The organism is Nonomuraea sp. NPDC005650 (assembly GCF_040605375.1).
In the GTDB taxonomy this organism is placed as follows: Bacteria; Actinomycetota; Actinomycetes; order Streptosporangiales; family Streptosporangiaceae; genus Nonomuraea.
This window is the reverse complement of the sequence record NZ_JBEXCR010000019.1, coordinates 78,845-96,781: the sequence shown is the minus strand read 5'-3', so window position 1 is coordinate 96,781 and position 17,937 is coordinate 78,845. Positions and strand designations below refer to the sequence as shown.

Annotated in this window: 14 protein-coding genes; 7 read left to right on the top strand and 7 right to left on the bottom strand. The window is 69.5% G+C overall.

What is annotated here, in order from left to right; all coding sequences use genetic code 11:
* Window positions 1-21 precede the first annotated feature (21 nt).
* On the bottom strand, window positions 22-762 hold the full coding sequence (locus tag ABZS69_RS31135; RefSeq protein WP_355378791.1) for a class I SAM-dependent methyltransferase: 741 nt from the start codon (window positions 760-762) through the stop codon (window positions 22-24).
* A 1,020-nt stretch (window positions 763-1,782) separates the two neighbouring features.
* On the opposite strand from ABZS69_RS31135, the gene ABZS69_RS31130 reads away from it, so the two are divergent.
* Window positions 1,783-3,450, top strand: coding sequence for a hypothetical protein (locus tag ABZS69_RS31130; RefSeq protein WP_355378789.1), 1,668 nt, complete (start codon window positions 1,783-1,785; stop codon window positions 3,448-3,450).
* A gap of 111 nt (window positions 3,451-3,561) precedes the next feature.
* Here ABZS69_RS31130 and ABZS69_RS31125 read toward each other — a convergent pair whose 3' ends face one another.
* On the bottom strand, window positions 3,562-6,051 hold the full coding sequence (locus ABZS69_RS31125) for a DEAD/DEAH box helicase (protein WP_355378787.1): 2,490 nt from the start codon (window positions 6,049-6,051) through the stop codon (window positions 3,562-3,564).
* A gap of 409 nt (window positions 6,052-6,460) precedes the next feature.
* Here ABZS69_RS31125 and ABZS69_RS31120 point away from each other — a divergent pair, with 409 nt between their 5' ends.
* The 4 genes from ABZS69_RS31120 to ABZS69_RS31105 all read left to right on the top strand — a co-directional run bounded on the left by ABZS69_RS31120 (window position 6,461) and on the right by ABZS69_RS31105 (window position 11,640).
* Window positions 6,461-6,811, top strand: coding sequence for an STAS domain-containing protein (locus ABZS69_RS31120; protein ID WP_043629845.1), 351 nt, complete (start codon window positions 6,461-6,463; stop codon window positions 6,809-6,811).
* A 1-nt stretch (window position 6,812) separates the two neighbouring features.
* Window positions 6,813-7,232 (top strand): ATP-binding protein, encoded by a 420-nt coding sequence (locus ABZS69_RS31115; protein ID WP_355378785.1) that lies wholly within the window; start codon window positions 6,813-6,815, stop codon window positions 7,230-7,232.
* Window positions 7,233-8,451: 1,219 nt separating this feature from the next.
* Window positions 8,452-10,767 (top strand): sodium-translocating pyrophosphatase, encoded by a 2,316-nt coding sequence (locus ABZS69_RS31110; RefSeq protein ID WP_355378783.1) that lies wholly within the window; start codon window positions 8,452-8,454, stop codon window positions 10,765-10,767.
* A gap of 405 nt (window positions 10,768-11,172) precedes the next feature.
* Complete coding sequence (locus ABZS69_RS31105; RefSeq protein WP_355378781.1) at window positions 11,173-11,640, top strand: histidine phosphatase family protein; 468 nt, start codon at window positions 11,173-11,175, stop codon at window positions 11,638-11,640.
* A gap of 43 nt (window positions 11,641-11,683) precedes the next feature.
* Here the strand turns inward: ABZS69_RS31105 and serB are convergent, their stop codons facing one another.
* The 4 genes from serB to ABZS69_RS31085 form a co-directional block, all read right to left on the bottom strand.
* A complete protein-coding gene (gene serB / locus ABZS69_RS31100; protein WP_355378780.1) occupies window positions 11,684-12,904 on the bottom strand; it encodes a phosphoserine phosphatase SerB in 1,221 nt (406 codons plus the stop codon).
* Between the two features lie 169 nt (window positions 12,905-13,073).
* Window positions 13,074-13,610, bottom strand: a complete 537-nt coding sequence (locus tag ABZS69_RS31095; RefSeq protein ID WP_355378778.1) for a hypothetical protein — start codon at window positions 13,608-13,610, stop codon at window positions 13,074-13,076.
* A 102-nt stretch (window positions 13,611-13,712) separates the two neighbouring features.
* On the bottom strand, window positions 13,713-14,723 hold the full coding sequence (locus ABZS69_RS31090; RefSeq protein ID WP_355378776.1) for an S-adenosylmethionine:tRNA ribosyltransferase-isomerase: 1,011 nt from the start codon (window positions 14,721-14,723) through the stop codon (window positions 13,713-13,715).
* Entirely contained in the window at window positions 14,720-15,376 is a 657-nt protein-coding gene (locus tag ABZS69_RS31085) for an SDR family oxidoreductase (RefSeq protein ID WP_355378774.1), read from the bottom strand. The genes ABZS69_RS31090 and ABZS69_RS31085 overlap by 4 nt, the downstream gene beginning before the upstream one ends.
* 94 nt (window positions 15,377-15,470) lie before the next feature.
* Between ABZS69_RS31085 and ABZS69_RS31080 the strand changes: the two genes are divergently transcribed.
* On the top strand, window positions 15,471-16,586 hold the full coding sequence (locus tag ABZS69_RS31080; protein ID WP_355378772.1) for a GAF domain-containing sensor histidine kinase: 1,116 nt from the start codon (window positions 15,471-15,473) through the stop codon (window positions 16,584-16,586).
* A complete protein-coding gene (locus ABZS69_RS31075) occupies window positions 16,583-17,197 on the top strand; it encodes a response regulator transcription factor (RefSeq protein ID WP_355378770.1) in 615 nt (204 codons plus the stop codon). Before ABZS69_RS31080 ends, ABZS69_RS31075 begins: the two co-directional genes overlap by 4 nt.
* A 3-nt stretch (window positions 17,198-17,200) precedes the next feature.
* Here ABZS69_RS31075 and ABZS69_RS31070 read toward each other — a convergent pair whose 3' ends face one another.
* Window positions 17,201-17,857, bottom strand: a complete 657-nt coding sequence (locus ABZS69_RS31070; RefSeq protein ID WP_355378768.1) for a hypothetical protein — start codon at window positions 17,855-17,857, stop codon at window positions 17,201-17,203.
* Between the last annotated feature and the right edge of the window lie 80 nt (window positions 17,858-17,937).

The following is a 17,937-nucleotide window of genomic DNA, read 5'->3' as shown; positions in this document are numbered from 1 at the left end:
CCGAGCCGTGCCACTCGACCATCAAGCACGCATACCGGCAAGCAGCAGAAACAGCGGAACGCGACGCCGACGCGCCAGCTCGTCAGCATCACCATTGAAGCGATCCTCCCGGGGCGCACACTCGCTCAGAGAAGTCAAAGAAAAGCCTGACTTGGTTAGCAAGGCAACATAGTCCTCTATGGTGCGGTGAAACCAAGTGACGGTGCCGCCCATCCATTGCCTTTCGCGCGGCCCTTGGAGAAAGTAGTCATCAACGACCCAAGACGTCCGCTTCCCTTGAACGCCAGGGTCGTGCGAGGTCAGAATCGGATGAACGACGGTGAAGATGATGCGCCCACCAGGTGAGAGGCACTCATGACAAGATGCCAGCACCGGCTCGATATCCTCGACATAGTGAAAGGCCAACCGCGAAACAATCAGATCGAACGAAGACGGCGGAGCGGAGAAGTCCTCGATATCGACCATCTCGACGCGGCCGGCTGTTCCGTATAACGCCGAATTGCCTGCCTCGACCATCGCGGCCGAGCCGTCCAGGCCCAGGTAACTACGACAGCCGGCATCCAACACGACTTGTCCAATGGCCGCATCCCCGCACCCGAGATCCAACACCCGAAGCCCCGTGACCTCACCCAACTCCTCCAGGAACGCCGGTTCCTCCATTACATGGTTGGGGCTCGACACACCACTATGCCGGTGACCTAGATACCGCTCGGCGACTTGAGGTGCGTCATAGAAGGACCCGCCGCGCTTGTTTTCAGCCACGGCCCCGAAGTGTAGATCGACAAACCGGTCGGAGACGTCATTACCGAGGGGCGGGTGGTGAGGGCGGGTGGTGAGGGCGGGTTGAGGTGGGCGGAGGTGGGCGGAGGAGTAGGTGGGGCGGGTGGGTCGACGTTGGCGGAGAGCCAGGTGGTGAAGGGGAGTCAGCGTTACTGGGGAACTGGTCGCGGGGGTTGGGGCGAGGCTGACGAGGAGGCGGTTGAGGACGGGGCAAGTGTCGGGCTGGGGAAGCGGTCGTGACGGCGGGGCGGTGTTAGTCCGAAGTCGTCGGTGAGGGTTGGGGCGATGCGGTTGGGGAGCTGGTGATCAGCGACGCGGCCTTTTGGGCGGGAAGTAAAGGGCGAAGGAGGGCCGGTGTCGGCGCGGAGTTGGTGGTTCGGGATGGAGGTTGGCGCGTAGCTGGCAGTGAGGCTTGGGTGGCTGTTGTGCAGGGCGGCAGTGCGGCTTGCCCCACCCGTCCCACATCGGCAGCTTCCCGCCAAGGCCGTTCGGCTCCGTATCAGGAGCTTCCCGTCGACACCAACCACAGCCCCTGACTGCCATCTCCATGCCACCCCCGCCCCAACCTCCGCTGCCACCTCGCCCCAAGCCCGGCCGCCAGCGCAGTCGACGCAGGTGCGCTTTTTGGGGTGAATGGGTGGTGTGGTCGCTATGGCGTGAATGTGATGAATGGCAGCATTTCGGTTGGCGTGAAACGTGGTGGATGAATCGAATGGGTGGGCCGAAAACGGTGGGGTCGTTGGGGCTTGCGGGATAGGTCGCGATCCAGTTACGACTTCTTAGACGTGGTGTCCAAGAGTTGTATATGTACCGTAAGGTTCCGCTTACCCTCAGTCCATGCCGTATGCGACAGGGCGGCTGGGAGAGCCGGAGCTAAGTCGCTAGGGTGCGGGTTCGGGGACGGTCGGTGACCGTATCGGCCGGGCGGACTGCACTTCCGGTCGTCGCGTGAACGCCCCAGGGCGGTCAGGCGGCGCGAGGCTCTCGATGGAGGGAAGCGTCGTGACGGTAGTCGGCAGAGTGGTGGCCGCGGGGATGATCGTGGCCGGCACCATCGCGCTTGGCGGGACCGCTCAGGCCGCCGCGGTGACCCGGCGGGCCGACTCGTCCGGGCAGATCACCTCGCCCGCTGACGGCCAGGTGCTTTCGAGTTCGTCCGTGACGGTGTCCGCGCTTACGGGCGTGATTCAGCTGAACGTGGGCCTCTATGTCGAAGGGCCTTCCACGCCCAGCCGGAAGGTCGCCGGAGGGGGTGCGAACCAGACGATCTCCGGCACGTTCGATGCCGGCAATGCTCCGAACGGCACCTTCACCGTGACCCTCAAGGGAGAGATCACGGGGAGCAGCTACGCGACCAGCACGTTCAAGTTGCGGCGGCCGCCTGAGGCGCCGGGCAACGTGAAGGCGACCCGGCAGGGCAGCGCCAAGGTCCGGCTGACCTGGAGCAAGGGCTCGGAGCCCGACCTGCAGTCGTACGAGGTCTCCAACAGCCAGTCCGGCATCGTGGGAAGGTTGCCCGCCGGCAGCGCGTGCGCCGGGTCCACGTGCCAGGCGGTGCTCGCCGTGCCGACCAAGGCGAAGGGCCAGAAGGTGGGGTTCACGGTCAAGGCGTTCAGGGGTGACGGCGACGGCGGGTCGATCGGGTCGGGCAATTCGGCCGCCGCGTACGTCGCCTTCCCCGCCGCGCCGACGCCCACGCCGACGAAGAAGAAGACCACCGGCACCCGCACCCCGAAGACCACCAAGAACGTCGACCCGCTCCCCACACTGCCCGCCAAGAGGCAGACCCTGCCGACGACCAGACCGACGACGCACAAGCGGACGACCGCCAAACTGCCGGCGATACCCGACGCCGACCCGAACGGGAACCTGCCGATCCCGACGACCGGCGAAACGGGCGGACTGCGCCCGTCCGACGCGAAGAACGGCGCGGACACCGCTCCCGTCCAGCCCGACGTGAAGGCGCAGTCAGTCGAGTCACCGATCGGGAACCTCGGCCAGTACGGCCTCTACGTCGCGGCGGGCATCCTCCTGTTGCTGTTCGGCGCCCATGCGGGTGCGTGGGCAAGGCGGCGGGCGCTCGCCACGGGTGAGAGCTCCACGTCCGGTACGGCCACAGCGGCGACGGGTGTGGGCGTTGCGGCGGCCGGTGGGGTTCAGGTCACGCATGCGAACGAAAGCGCTTCGGTCGCCACGGCCCCGCCCCGGCGGCGGCCCGCCGTGATCCTGGCCGTCGCCAAGACCCGGGTTCCCGATCAGTCTCGGGCGCAGCAGGCGGGGGCTGGCGAGCCTTCCGACGGGGCGGCTCCCGAGCGGTCGCCGTCGCCGCCCGCGCTCGACCGGAAGCGTGAGGAGGCCGCCGCCGCGTTCGAGGTGGAGGAGGTGCGAGATGTCCCTGAAGCGCGCCAAGGGCCGGTCCGCATCACCTTGTCCAGCTCTGCGGTCACGGATGTTCCCGAGTCCGACGCGGCCCCTGTCCGGCCGGCGGTACGGATGGAGGATCGCTGGGACGATTACCTGCCGCCGTCTCCCCGGTCGATGGAGGACAGCGGCTTCTGGGAGCGCCCGCAGCCGGGGGCGGCTGATTTCTGGTCCGGCGAAGATGAGGAAAAGGGTGAGGGCGAGCAACGCGCTTACGTGGGCCCTCGGCACAGAGACGGTGAAAGCTAAGTCGATTGGTTGATTCGGCTTGTCGACCACCCAGGCGCGGAGTCCGGGGCTGGCGTGCGCAAGTGCAGGTGTAGCCGGGCGTTGGGGCCCCTGCGGGGTGTCGCGGCGCTTTTACTGAGGGGACAGCAGGGTGTTGAGGAGGCGGACGGCGCCTCGTTTGTCCAAAGGCTCGTTGCCGTTGCCGCATTTCGGGGACTGAATGCAGGAGGGGCAGCCTCGTTCGCATTCGCAGGAGGTTATGGCTTCGCGTGTGGCGGTCAGCCAGTCGGCCGCACGGGAGTAGCCGCGTTCGGCGAAACCCGCCCCGCCCTCATGGCCGTCGTACACGAAGACGGTGAGCAGGCCCGTGTCGGCGTGCAGTTCGGTGGAGACGCCGCCGATGTCCCAGCGGTCGCAGGTGGCGAACAGCGGGAGCAGGCCGATGGAGGCGTGTTCGGCGGCGTGGGCGGCGCCACCGAGGTCGATGCCCGCCTCGGCGAGCGGCGCCACGGCCGATGCGGGGAGCGTCCACCAGACGGCGCGGGTGCGGAGGGTGCGGGGTGGCAGGTCCAAGGGCTCGTCGCCGAGCATCTCGCCTGACTGGAGGCGTCTCTTGAGGTACGAGACCACTTGCCGGGTCACCTCCACCTCGCCGAAGTGGAGCGTGCCGGGGCCGAGGGGGTGGGAGCGCTGGGTGGCGAGGATGGAGATGTCGGTGATGTCGCGAGCGAACGTCGTGAAGTCCGGGGTCGCGCTGGACACCAGGGCGACGCCGGCCTCCAGGTCGAGGAGCTCCACGAGAAAGGTCTCGCCCTGATGGATGTAGACCGCGCCCGTGTGCACCGCGGTGTGCGCGGACGGCTCGTCCACGCTGCCCAGGAGGCGTCCGGTGGATGACTCCACGACCTGGATGGGGGCGCCTCCGCCGCCTCGGATGTCGGCGAGGTCGGTGGCCCGCTCCCGCTTGGTCCAGAACCAGCCCGCGGGGCGCCTCCTGAGCAGCCCCTTGGAGACCAGGTCGTCGAGGACCGTCGAGGTGGTGGCGCCGAAGACGGGCAGGTCGTCGTCCGTCAGCGGGATCTCGGCGGCCGCGGCGCAGAGGTGGGGGCCCAGGACGTACGGGTTGTCCGGGTCGAGGACGATCGCCTCCACGGGTTGGCCGAACAGCGCCTGGGGGTGGTGGACGAGATAGGTGTCCAAGGGGTCGTCCCTGGCGATCAGCACGGCGAGCGCGTCCTGGCCGTCGCGGCCCGCCCGGCCGGCCTGCTGCCAGAGGGAGGCGCGGGTGCCTGGCCAGCCCGCGATCAGCACGGCGTCCAGGCCTGAGACGTCCACGCCGAGTTCGAGGGCGTTGGTGGTGGCCAGGCCCATGATCGTGCCCGAGCGGAGGGCCTTCTCCAGGAGCCTGCGGTCTTCGGCCAGGTAGCCGGCGCGGTAGGCGGCGATCTTGTTCGGGAGGTCGGTCCAGTCCGGCTTGGCTGGGGGGTCTGGGAGTGCCCAGGTTAGGGAGCTTTCGGGGGCCGGTTGGTTCGCCCTGCCCCCGTGTGCTGAGGTGCCGGTCGCGGGGTCCGCTGGTGCGCGCGCCGGATCTGTCGTGCTGGCCGCTGGGTCCGCCGGAATGAGCGTTGGGTCCGTCGTGCCGGTCGCCGGGTGTGCCGGATTTGCCGTGCCTGTCGTCGGGTCCGCCGGGGTGAACGTTGGGTCCGTTGTGCCGGTCGCCGAGTCCGCCGGGGTGAGCGTTGGGTCCGTCGTGCCGACCGCCGGGGCCGCCGGTGCACGCGTCGGATCTGTCGTGCCGGCCGCTGGGGCTGCGGTGGTGAGCCCACTGGGGGTGCCGGAAGCGGCGGGGCGGCCGGTGGAGGGTCGGGGGTGGTGGGTTGAGAGGGAGAAGGCTACGTCGGCGAGTTTGGCGCGGGCCGTGAGGGCGACCGTTTCGGCGCCGCGGCGGGAACGGACGAAGGCGAGCGTGCGCACCTCGGCCAGGACGAGGTCCGCCAGCAGGTCCGCCGCCTCCGCCGTGGCCGTCCGCCGTACAGGAGCCCCTCCCTCGCCTCGTAGCTCAGTCAGGGGCGGCTCCCACAGCGCGATGGTGGTGGAACCCTTGGGTGAGGCGTCCGTAGTCACCTCGTCCATCTCAAGCCCCGTCAGCCTCATTGCGAACGCTCCAGGCTCGCTCGCCGTCGCCGATGCGAGCAGGAACGTGGGGTGCGAGCCGTAGCGGGCGCAGACGCGGCGCAGGCGGCGCAGGATCTGGGCGACATGGGAGCCGAAGACGCCGCGGTAGCCGTGGCACTCGTCGACGACGACCATGCGCAACCGGCGGAAGAACGACGACCACTGGGCGTGGCGGGGGAGGACGCTGCGGTGCAGCATGTCGGGATTTGTCAGGACGTAGTTGGCGTGCTGGCGCACCCACGTACGTTCCTCGAACGGTGTGTCGCCGTCGAAGCAGGCCGCGCGGAGCTGGGTGATGCGCAGCTCGCGCAGGCTGCGCAGCTGGTCGGCGGCCAGGGCCTTGGTCGGGGTCAGGTACAGGATCGTGTCGCCGTCGAGGCAGGAGGCGACGGCGGGAGTGAGGTACGCCAGCGACTTCCCGGACGCCGTACCTGTTGAGATGATCACGTTTCGGCCACGAAATGCCAGGTCGGCGGCCTCGTACTGGTGTGGCCAGAGTCCTGTCACCCCGCGGTTCGCCAAGCGCGTAACAAGCACTTCTGGCGTCCATTTGGGCCATTCGGCTTGACCCGCCTGACGTGCTGGAACATGCTCCACATGGGTGACACGCTCATGACGTGCGGGAACACCGAGCAGGTGGCGGAGGAGTGGACCCGCCTGTTGTGGGGAGGATGCGGAGGAAGTCACTGTTTCCAGTCTTGCATCGGTGGGCAAAGTCGCCGGGAATCGTGATTTCGTATAGACACAAGCCAGACGCGTGGTTGAATGCCGCGCGTCAGGGTCGGACGATCTGGGGCCACGCTCCAGATTGCCAGTCCCAAGAGAGTACTTTCGCAGGCGAGGCGCTGGAGGATCTGTGGATCTGAAGTTGGATCACCGCACCGAAGACCGACTCACCATCGTGGAGGTCGAGGGTGAGATCGATGTCTACACGGCGCCGAGATTGCGTGAGCTCCTCATCGACCTGGTGAACAAGGGCAACTTCCACCTGCTCGTCAACATGGAGAAGGTGGACTTCCTCGACTCCACGGGCCTTGGCGTCCTGGTCGGGGGGCTCAAGCGGGTTCGTGCGCACGACGGCTCGCTTGAGCTGGTCTGCACGCAGGAGCGCATTCTGAAGATCTTCCGGATCACCGGTCTGACCAAGGTCTTCGGGATTTACGCTTCGGTCGACGAGGCCAAGGAAGCTCACGGCAAAGACAAGTAGCATGGCTACCGTCGAACTGACGTTCAGCGCTCTTCCCGCCCACGTGCGGACCGCGCGGCTGGTGGCGACGGCGATCGCTCGCCGCACCGGCGTGGAGGAGTCCCTGCTGGACGAGGTCAGGCTCGCTGTGGGTGAGGCCTGCTCCCGGGCAGTCGAGGCGCACCGCGTCCACTGTCCGGGCGAGCCCATCCGCATCGAGCTGCGTGACGACTCCGGGCGTTTCGAAGTCACGGTCAGCGACCACGCCCCCAGCGATGAGATCAAGCAGGAGCAGCCCCTCGACCTGGGCATGCTCTCTGACTCGTTCATGTCGGGCTTCGGCCTCGCAGTCATCGAGGGCTTGGCCGACGACGTCGAGGTCTTCCCCAGCCCGAAGGGCACGAACATCCGCATGAGCTGGCCCGCCACCGCCAAGGTCTGAGCCGGCCCCGCCGTCCCGCCTCGCTCCGCCGGGCGTCCCTCTGTGGCGCCCGGCGCGGCTGTTCTGTGCTTCAAAACCCCATCTTTACGGCGGAGCACGGGCGGCGCCACCCGCCGCACGTGGCTGAGCGCCTCCAGGGTGACGCCCGCTGACCCGCACGTGGCCGGCCACCGTCACGGCGCACGGGCACCGTGGCTTCCGCCCTCGTTGACCGGGATGGATCGGTGACCTCGGTGGCCGACGAGCGGGTCGGGCGGTCGGCGTGCATTTGGGCCGAACGGCTCCATGGCGCGGGTCCTCCCGGGGCGCGCAGGTGGTTCGCAGGGGCGGCCTGCCACGTGGGCCAGGGGTCCGCGGGGCTGTTGGCGGGTTCACGGGCGAATGGTCGCGCGGGGCCATGGGTCCACGGTGTGAGCGGCCACGCGAGGTCAGTGGGGTTCTCCAGGCGATCGGCTGCCCACGGTGTGGGTGGTCACACCGGGGTGGAGGCGCGTGCGGTGTGGACGGCTCACGGTGTGGTGAAGGTGCGTATGGCGTGGGGCGCTCATGGGCGCAGGGTGCCTACGGTGTGGCCCCCTATGGGGTGAATGAGCCCACGGTGTGGACGCGCCTACGGCGGGGTGGGGCGTGCGGGTGGGCGAGTGGACCGGGTGGGTGGCGGATTCGGTCGGTGTGAGGCGGGGCGCGGCGGTGGGGTCGGATGGGTGTTCCGGTCGTCGGATGAGGTGCGGTCCACAGGGCGGGCGGTGGGTTTGAGGCCGCGTGTGGGCGGCGGTGAGGCCGGGGGTTCGCGGGTGGTGGTGCCGGGGACCGTGCCTTGGGTGGCGGTGCCGGTGGCGGGCGGCGGGGGTAGGAGTGAGCGGCTGTCTCGGGGGTTGTCTCCCGTCCCGTACGACCCTTGGGCATCGCTCCAGAGGGCCCGAGTTTCGGTCCGGACCTAACTGAAGGTTTTCATGACCTTAAGCGCGGGGAAATTTCGCCTGTCAGGCCGCAAACCGGCCCGCTGTCAGGGGATTACTAGACGCGCGCACAATTAGCCACCTCGAGAGCCTTCATATCCGTTCAGTGCCTGCGTAGACTCCCGGCACCGGCCAAGGTGATCCGGCGGAACGCGGATTCAACCGGAAGCGGCACCCACAACCCGGATGGTGCCGCAACACCCGCCGAGGAAAACTGCAGCACCGCCCGGGCAGGACGACCGGTCTTGCCGAGGAGAACGATGAGCAGGCACATGCTGGCAGCGGAGCCAGCGTCCAATCTGGCCCTGAGTGGAAACAATCTCACCATCGTGATCGTGGTCGCCGCGGTCGCACTGATCGCACTAGCCGTCGCAGGCGGCCTGGTGCGCGAGGTGCTGTCCGCCGGCCAAGGCACGGAGCGCATGCAGAACATCGCGCGTGCCGTACAAGAAGGCGCAGCCGCTTATCTGGCGCGCCAGTTCCGCACATTGGCGATCTTCGTCGTACTGATACCTATCCTGTTGCTCCTGCTACCCGGAGAAACAGAAGTCGTCGTCGGACGTTCGATCTTCTTCGTGGTCGGGGCGGTTTTCTCCGCGCTGACCGGATTTACGGGCATGTGGCTGGCCGTGCGCGGAAACGTCCGCGTCGCCGCCGCGGCCAACGAATCGGGCGAGAAGCGCGCCATGCGCATCGCGTTCCGCACCGGCGGCGTCGCCGGAATGTTCACCGTGGGCCTCGGCCTGCTCGGTGCGGCCGTGGTCGTGTTCATCTACCAGGGCAACGCCCCCGGCGTGCTCGAGGGATTCGGGTTCGGGGCGGCGCTGCTCGCGATGTTCATGCGAGTCGGCGGCGGCATCTTCACCAAGGCCGCCGACGTCGGCGCCGACCTGGTCGGCAAGGTCGAGCAGGGCATCCCGGAGGACGACCCGCGCAACGCCGCGACCATCGCCGACAACGTGGGCGACAACGTCGGTGACTGCGCGGGCATGGCGGCCGACCTGTTCGAGTCGTACGCGGTCATGCTGGTCGCCAGCCTCATCCTGGGCAAGGTGGCCTTCGGCGAGGAAGGCCTGGTCTTCCCGCTGATCGTCCCCATGATCGGCGTCATCACGGCGATCATCGGCATCTTCGTCACCGGAATGCGCGACCGCGACCGTAACGGGATGGCGGCGATCAACCGCAGCTTCTTCATCTCGGCCGCGATCTCCGCGGTGCTTGTCACGGTGGCCGCGTTCCTCTACCTGCCCGACAGCTTCAGCGCTCTGACCGGCGCCACCGAGCAGTCCGACGCCAACCCGCGGCTCATCGCCATCGGCGCGGTGCTCATCGGTCTGGTGCTGGCCAGCGCCATCCAGCTGCTGACCGGCTACTTCACCGAGACCAGCCGCCGTCCCGTACGCGAGATCGGCGAGAGCTCGGCCACCGGCGCGGCCACCGTCATCCTGGCCGGCATCAGCGTCGGTCTGGAGTCGGCCGTCTACTCCGCCCTGGTCATCGGCGGCGCGGTCTACGGCGCGTTCCTGCTCGGGTTCGGGAACGTGACGATCGCGCTGTTCGCGGTGGCACTGGCGGGCACCGGCCTGCTGACCACGGTCGGCGTCATCGTCTCCATGGACACGTTCGGGCCGGTCTCAGACAACGCGCAGGGCATCGCCGAGATGTCGGGCGACGTCGAGGGCGACGGAGCCCGCGTGCTCACCAGCCTGGACGCCGTCGGCAACACCACCAAGGCCATCACCAAGGGCATCGCGATCGCCACGGCCGTGCTGGCGGCGACCGCGCTGTTCGGCGCCTTCCGCACCGCGGTGGAGAGCGAACTGGCCAGGGCGAGCGGGGCGGTCAAGTCCGCGCTCGGCGACTTCTCCACCTTCACCCTCGGCGTCGACCAGCCGAACGTACTGGTCGGCCTCATCATCGGGGCCGCGGTCGTGTTCCTCTTCTCGGGGCTCGCGATCATGGCGGTCGGACGGGCCGCGATGCGCGTGGTCTTCGAGGTACGCGACCAGTTCCGCAACAAGCCGGGCATCATGGACGGCACGGAGACGCCGGAGTACGGCCGGGTCGTGGACATCTGCACCCGTGACTCGCTTCGCGAGCTGGCCACGCCGGGCCTGCTGGCGGTCATGACGCCGATCGCGGTCGGGTTCGCCCTCGGGTACGCGCCGCTGGGCGCCTTCCTCGCGGGCGCGATCGCGTGCGGCACCCTGATGGCCGTCTTCCTCTCGAACTCCGGTGGCGCGTGGGACAACGCCAAGAAGCTGGTGGAGGACGGCCACCACGGCGGCAAGGGTTCGGAGGCGCACGCCGCCACCGTCATCGGCGACACGGTCGGCGACCCGTTCAAGGACACGGCCGGGCCTGCCATCAACCCGCTGATCAAGGTGATGAACCTGGTGGCGCTGCTCGTCGCCCCCGCGGTGGTGCTGTACGCGGGCAACCCGGCCCTGCGCATCGGCGTCACGGTGGTGGCGGTGGGCGTCGTGGTCGCGGCCATCGTGGTCTCCAAGCGGCGCTCCGTGAGCACCGAACCGGCGAACAACGACAACCGGGAGCACCAGCCCGTGGCCTCGTAGCACCGCCATACCCTGGAGAGGCGCCCGCCCTACTGCGTAGGGGCGGGCGTCTCGTTTTCCGGCCTCTCGTGGCTGTAGGGCTCCTTGCGGGGCCCGCAGAGCTTGTTCCAGGGCGCGGGGCTGCTTCCGGTTGCTGGGATGGTCGGGAGCTGGTTGCCGGCCCCGCGGCGTGCGGGCGTTCGAGGGTGGCGGCAGGTGGGCGGGGGAGTTCGGGCGGGAGGGGGTGGGAGGTTCAGGTAGAAGGCGGGCGTGGGACCGTGGTGGCTCGGTGGGAAACTGGGCGCGTGACAGGTGACAAGCAGCCCAGCGGCGGGAAAACCCTGGGCCTGATTCTGCTGGGGATGTTCGTCATCCTGGCCGTGATCGTCGGGCTGGCCGTCTGGGCTTCGAGGACGGGGTGATCGGATGCGGACCTTGATTGTGCTGCGGCATGCGAAGGCCGCCCACATCGCCGGGCTGGCCGATCGGGAGCGGCCGTTGACCGAGCGGGGTGAGCGGGACGCCAAGCGGGCGGGCGACGAGATCCGGGCGGCCGGGCTGGCCCCGGACCTCGTGCTGTGCTCGCCGGCGCTCAGGACCAAGCGCACCGCCGAGATCGCCTTTCCCGAGGCGGAGATCGGCTACGAGGGCGACATCTACGAGGCGTACCCCGATGAGCTGCTGGAGCTGGTCCGGCGAGTGGACCCCGAGCTGAGCACGGTGGTGCTGTGCGGGCACAACCCGGGCGTGCACGAGCTGGCCGTGGGGCTGGCCGGAGGCGAGTACACGTTCCGGCCGGGCGCGTTCGCGGTGATCGAGGTGGAGTCCGACTGGGACGAGCTCTGGATGGGCGAGGGCCGCCTGGTCACGCTCTGGGACCCGAAGGAGCACTGACCGGCCCGGCCCGTCCTTCGGCGGTAAGGGTGCCCGGCTGAGGTCAGCCGGCGGACAGGGCGCCGTCCTCCGCGTCCGCCGCCTCGACCTCGTCCCTGGAGATCCCCAGCAGGTAGAGGATCGAGTCCAGGTAGGGCGTGTTGACCGCCGTGTCCGCCGCCTGCCGCACCACCGGCTTGGCGTTGAAGGCGACGCCAAGCCCGGCCACGGCGATCATGTCGAGGTCGTTGGCCCCGTCGCCGATGGCCACCGTCTGCGAGATCGGCAGCCCGGCCTCCCGCGCGAACCGCTCCAGCGCCCGCGCCTTCCCCGGCCGGTCCACGATCTCGCCCACGACGCGGCCGGTCAGCTGTCCGTCGATGACCTCCAGGACGTTCGCCGCCGAGTAGTCGATGCCGAGCTCCTCGACCAGCCCGTCGGTGATCTGCGTGAACCCGCCGCTGACGATGGCGAAGCGGTAGTCGAGCCGCTTGAGGGTGCGGACCAGCGTGCGGGCGCCGGGCGTGAGCACGACCTCCTTGCGCACCTCCTCGAACACCTCCGCCGGCAGCCCCTCCAGCAGCGCCACCCGGCGCCGCAGCGACTCGGAGAAGTCGAGCTCGCCGCGCATGGCCTGCTCGGTGACCTTGGCGACCTCGTCCAGGCACCCGGCGTGGGCCGCGAGCAGCTCGATGACCTCGCCCTGGATGAGGGTCGAGTCGACGTCCATGACGATCAGCCGCTTGGCCCGCCGTGACAGGCCGGTGCGCTGCACGGCCACGTCCACCTCTTGGACGGCCGCCTCGGCCGCCAGCTCCACCCGCAACGAGCTGGGGTCGGCGCCGGAGACGGACAGTTCGATGCAGGTGACGGGCCACTGGGCGAGGCGTTCGATGCGGTCGATGTTCGCGCCGGCGGCGGCGATGCGCCCGGCGATGCCCGCGATGGCGGCGGGCTGGAGCGTGGCGCCCAGCACGCTGACCGACAGGCGGCCGCGGCGGCGCTGCTCCTTGGTCTGGGAGCCGGTGGAGAGCTCCACCTCCATGCCGAGGTCCTCGGCCACCCGCTCGACCGCGGTCCACATGGCGCCGAGGGTGGTGCCGGTGCCCGTCGGGGGGCCGCCGGCGTACGTGACGAGCACGCCGAGCGTGAGCCGGCCGCGAATGACGACCTGTTCGATATCCGCCACCGTCACCGGAAAGGCGGACAGAACGGAAAAAAGCCGCGAGGTGACGCCGGGCCGGTCGGGGCCGGTCAGGGTGATCAGGAGGCTGCGCTGGTCCACATCCAGCCACGGTACTGCGCCCGGCCCGGTGCCCGCGCAGCAGGTCGGGCATTCGGGCGCGGGCGCTACCGCGGGTGTCCCAGCGGGTGACACCGAGGTGAATGTCCCGTGGACGCTCGGACAACATTTCGTCGGCCGTAACGTTCCAAGGGACGCGAACAGCGTGGTGCTAGCGGACGATCTTGGTCTTGACCGTCTTCACGTAGCCGTGCTCGGGGATGCCGAGCCGGTCGAGCTCTTCCTTGCTCATGTTGTCCATGCCCGTCTGGACGTCGTAGGAGACCACGCCGAGCTTCGCCGTCTGCGTGCCCTTCGCCGTCTTCTTGAGCTTGGTCTCGAAGATCAGGGCGATGGAGTCACCCTTCTCCAGGACCTTCGGCACGAGGCAGTAGAACGCGCGGCCCTCAAGCCCGCACTGGGTGCCCTTGACGTTCGTCCTGTACATGATCCGCCTGAGGTCGACACCCTTGGGGAACTCGCCGCCGACGAAGTAGGCGTCGGCCTGGTAGGGCCCCTTGTTGGTGGCGATGATGCCGAAGTTGAGCTTGCCGCCGGCCTTGGCGGTCTTCGCGGCCTTCACTTTGACGTCGAAGACCGAGAACGGCTCGTCGGCGACCGTAGTGGCGGAAGCGGAAGCGGGAACAGCCGGGACAAGCAGGGCCGCGGCCAGCAATGCCAGCGACGCGGCCTTGGTCAGGTTACGCATTAAACGTCTCCGGTGAGGAAGTGGTCACGGGGAGGCGCACACGATTGAAGCCCCCGTTAAATGCCCGCTGTTCCTATCATGATGGCAAAATCTATGTAAAGGCTATTTCTGTAGAATCAAGTGCGTGTCACCGAACTCGTGCCACAGATATCCGTTCCGTAGCGCCTCCCCGTACGCCTGCGCCAGGGCCGTCTCGCCCGCGATCGCGGTCAGCATGAGCAGGTGGCTGGAGCGTGGCTCGTGCAGCCCGGTGATCAGCCCCGTGACGGCCCGTACGCCGCGCCGAGGCGTGACGACGTGGCTGGTCCACCCGGCGGCGGCGGCCACCCGCCCGTCGGCGCCCACGGCAGTCTCCAGCGCCCGTACGACCGTGGTGCCCGCGGCCACCACCCGGTTGCCGCTCTCGCGGGCCAGGTTGACCAGCCGCGCCGTGGCGGCCGGCACCTCGTAGCGCTCGGCGTAGGGCGGCTCGTCCTTCTCCGGCGAGGCCACCCCCGTGTGCAGGGTGATCGGTGCGATCCCGATCCCGCGCGCCACCAGCGCCGTCACCAGCTCCGCGGTGAACGGCCGCGCCGCGCTCGGCATCTCCGCGCTCCCCGGCACGGTCGCGAACACGGTCTGGTACGCCTCGATCGGCCAGTCCTCGCTCACGTACGAGTAGCGGATCGGCGCCCCGTGCGCCCGCAGGTACGGCTCCACCGCCCGGTCCAGCGACGCCCGCCACAGACGCGGCGTCTCCCGTTCGATCAGCCGCAGCGTGGCCCGCCCCGGCAGCGGCAGCCACTCGCCGGGCTCGCCCCCGCCGTAGGGCTCGGAGGCGGTGGCGGTACGGCGGCGCAGCTCGACCAGCCAGGTGCCGTCCTCGTTGGCGGTGGAGAAGTGCACGGCCAGCCGGTCGAGCCGGACGGCCGCGGGCAGGGTCGCCGAGTTGTTCACGACGATCAGGTCACCGGGGCCGAGCAGCCCCGGCAGGTCGGCGAAGTGGTGGTGCGAGGGGGCGAGGTCGCCGCGCGAGACCATCAGGCGCACGGCGTCCCTGGACATCCCCCGCGCCTCGGGGGGCTCGCTCGCCGACAGGCCCGGCGGCAGCGCGAAGTCGAGTGCGACGGTCATTGCAGGCTCACCCTGCCGCTGGCCGGGCGGGACCGCACCAGGTCGTGCAGCGCGGCGGCCACCTTCGCGGGGTCGGTGGCGGCGGACGCCTCCCCGGCGCCCACGGCGTCGGCGAGCATGCGGGTGTTCATCTCGCCGGGGTCGGCCCACCAGACCCGGACCGCGGGCTCCTCGGCCGACAGCACGTTGGAGAGCTGCTCCAGGGCCGCCTTGGTGGCGCCGTAGCCGCCCCAGCCCTCGTACGCGCCCGTGGCGGCGTCCGAGGTGATGTTCACGACGGCCCCGCCCGCCGCGCGCAGGGCCGGCAGCGTGGCCTGGATCAGCGCGAGCGGGGCGGTGACGTTGGTCTCCAGCAGCACCCTGAACGCCTCCAGCGGGTAGCCCGCCAGCGGCGGCAGCGGCGTCACCCCGAGGTCGCCGGCGTTGTTGACCAGCAGGTCCAGCTCGGGCACCGCCCGGGCCAGCCGCTCGACGTGCGCGGGCTCCGTCACGTCACCGGGGATCGCGGTGGCGCCCAGCTCGGCCGCGGCCCGCTCCAGGTCGTCCGCGCCGCGGGCGGTGAGGACGAGGTTCCAGCCGGCGCCCGCCAGAGACCTCGCCAGGGCGAGTCCGAGACCGCGGGAAGCGCCGGTGATGAGTGCGGTGTTCGTCATGATGCCGACGCTATGAACGCCGCGGGCTGCGCACATCGGGCGGAAGGCCCGCCGCCGCCTGGGCACATCGACCTAGGACCATAAGCTGGGTGCCGTGACCTCCGACCGAGACGAGATACTGCAGGCGGTGAGCTCCGCGGTGCTCGCGGTCACCCGGCATCTGTCGGTCAGGGAGGTGCTGCAGGTCATCGTACGCTCGGCGCAACGGCTGCTCGACGCCCGCTACGCCGCGCTCGGGGTGCCCGACGAGGAGGGGTCGTTCGCCGAGTTCGTCGCCGAGGGCCTCACCGACAAGCAGTGGGACGCGATCGGGCCGCTGCCCAGACAGCATGGCATGCTCGGCGCGATGCTCCGCGAGGGGAGCCCCGTCAGGCTGTTTGACCTGCGCGACGACCCGAGGTTCGAGTGGTGGCCGAAGGCCCATCCGGTGATGAAGGACTTCCTCGGCGTCCCGATCCGCGACGGCGACCAGGTGATCGGCATCATCTTCCTGGCCAACAAGCGCACGCCGGGCGGCTTCACGCAGGCCGACCAGGAGCTGCTGACGCTGTTCGCCGCGCACGCGGCCATCGCGCTGACCAACGCCAGGCTCTACGAGCGCGGCCGCGAGCTGGCCATGCTGGAGGAGCGCAACCGCGTGGCCCGCGAGCTGCACGACGCCGTGACGCAGAAGCTGTTCTCGCTCCGGCTCACCGCGCAGGCCGCCTCCGCCATGCTCGACCGGGCTCCCGACAAGGCCGCCGTCGAGCTCGAACGCGTCCAGCGCCTGGCCGGGGAGGCCCTGTCCGAGCTGCGGGCCGTGATCGTCGAGCTGCGGCCGGCCGAGCTCGACCGGCACGGGCTGTCCGAGACGCTGCGCAAGCACGTGCGCATGCTGGACCGGCTCCATCCGTCCCTGGTCACGTTCGAGTGCGCGGAGCTGCCGCCGGTCGCCCCCGAGGTCGAGGTGGCGTTGCTCAGAGTGGCCCAGGAGGCGCTGCACAACGCGCTGAGGCACGCGGAGGCCGCGAGTGTCTCCGTGCGCCTGGCATACCAGGACGGCAAGCTGGTGTTGATCGTGAGCGACGACGGCAACGGCTTCGAACAGGCGGAGTCGCGCGGCCTGGGTCTGGTCTCGATGCGCGACAGGGCGGAGTCCGTGGGCGGGGTCATGACCGTCGAGTCGGCCCACGGCAGGGGGACCACGGTACGTGTGGAGGTGGGCGTTTGATCCGGGTGCTGATCGCCGACGATCATCCGGTGGTGCGGCAGGGGCTGCGTACGTTCCTCGACCTGCAGGACGACATCACGGTCGTCGGGGAGGCCGGTGACGGGGCGCAGGCCGTCGAGCTGGTCGAGGAGCTGGCGCCCGACGTGCTGCTGCTGGACCTGAAGATGCCGGTGCTCGACGGGCTCGGCACGCTCGAACGGCTGGCCGGGTCGGCGACCAGGGTGGTCGTGCTGACGTCGGTGAGCGACCGGTCCGACGTCGGTCCGGCGATGCGGGCGGGGGCGTCGGGGTTCCTCTACAAGGACGTCGATCCGCCTGCGCTGGTGCAGGCCGTGCGGGCCGTGCACGGCGGGCAGGTGTTACTGGCCGCCGAGGCGGCCGAGGCGATGCTGTCCGCGCCGGACGAGCCGCCGTCGCCGGTGCCGCTGACCGACCGCGAGCGCGAGGTGCTCGCGCTCATCGCGGCCGGCCGGTCGAACCGGGAGATCGCCAGGAGCCTGGCGGTCGCGGAGAAGACGGTCAAGACCCACGTCTCCAACGTGCTGATGAAGCTGGGCGTCCAGGACCGCACCCAGGCCGCGCTGTACGCCGTACGGCACGGCCTGGGGTGAAGGTCAGGTGTCCTTCTTCTTGTTGCTTTCCTCGTGGCTGGCGGGCGGGTTGTAGGTCTTGACCGGCGGCGGCGGCGACCAGCTCCGGCCCGGCCTGCGCGGCGGGGAGACGATCCTGGTGTTGACCTTCTTGAGCCAGTAGTAGCCCTTGATGCCGAGGCGCTTGAGCTCTTCCTCGTCGATGTTCTGCATGCCCTGGTCGACGTCGAACGACATCACGCCGACCCGGGCCGTGGCCGTACCCTTGGTGCCCTTCTTCAGCGTCAGCTGGAACTTCAGCCAGTCGGTCTTGCCCTTCTCCAGCCGCAGCGGGCCCCAGCACCAGAACCAGCGGCCCTCCCAGGTGCACTTGGTGCCCTTCGGGCCGCCCCAGCGCAGCTTGGGCACGACGCCCTTGGGCACCTCGCCGCCCATCCAGTAGTAGTCGGCGTAGTAGGGGCCCAGGTTCTTCGCGCGGACGTAGTACGTGATCTTGCCGCCGCGCTTGGTCCGGCCGGTGTGCTCGACGGAGATCTTGAAGCTGGAGAACGGCTTCGACCGCGCGACCGTCGCGGCGTTGGGGACGGCTGCGGTGCTGGTGGTGGCACTCGCCGGAGCGGGCACGGCCAGCGGCGCGGCGGCCAGACCGCCGGCTAAGAGGAGAGTGAGGCTTCTGCGCATATGACGGCTCCCCGTACGGTGCTGGAAATCCCCGATCATCTCCACGATTATTGCGTAGGGCAAATTTTTCGCAAAGAGCG

What these genes read in the sequence shown, in the direction of transcription:
- ABZS69_RS31085 (WP_355378774.1), bottom strand. Translation starts at nt 15,376, where the DNA reads ATGACGAACACCGCACTCATCACCGGCGCTTCCCGCGGTCTCGGACTC.
- ABZS69_RS31070 (WP_355378768.1), bottom strand. Translation starts at nt 17,857, where the DNA reads ATGCGCAGAAGCCTCACTCTCCTCTTAGCCGGCGGTCTGGCCGCCGCG.
- ABZS69_RS31115 (WP_355378785.1), top strand. Translation starts at nt 6,813, where the DNA reads ATGGCTACCGTCGAACTGACGTTCAGCGCTCTTCCCGCCCACGTGCGG.
- ABZS69_RS31105 (WP_355378781.1), top strand. Translation starts at nt 11,173, where the DNA reads ATGCGGACCTTGATTGTGCTGCGGCATGCGAAGGCCGCCCACATCGCC.
- ABZS69_RS31095 (WP_355378778.1), bottom strand. Translation starts at nt 13,610, where the DNA reads ATGCGTAACCTGACCAAGGCCGCGTCGCTGGCATTGCTGGCCGCGGCC.
- ABZS69_RS31090 (WP_355378776.1), bottom strand. Translation starts at nt 14,723, where the DNA reads ATGACCGTCGCACTCGACTTCGCGCTGCCGCCGGGCCTGTCGGCGAGC.
- ABZS69_RS31110 (WP_355378783.1), top strand. Translation starts at nt 8,452, where the DNA reads ATGAGCAGGCACATGCTGGCAGCGGAGCCAGCGTCCAATCTGGCCCTG.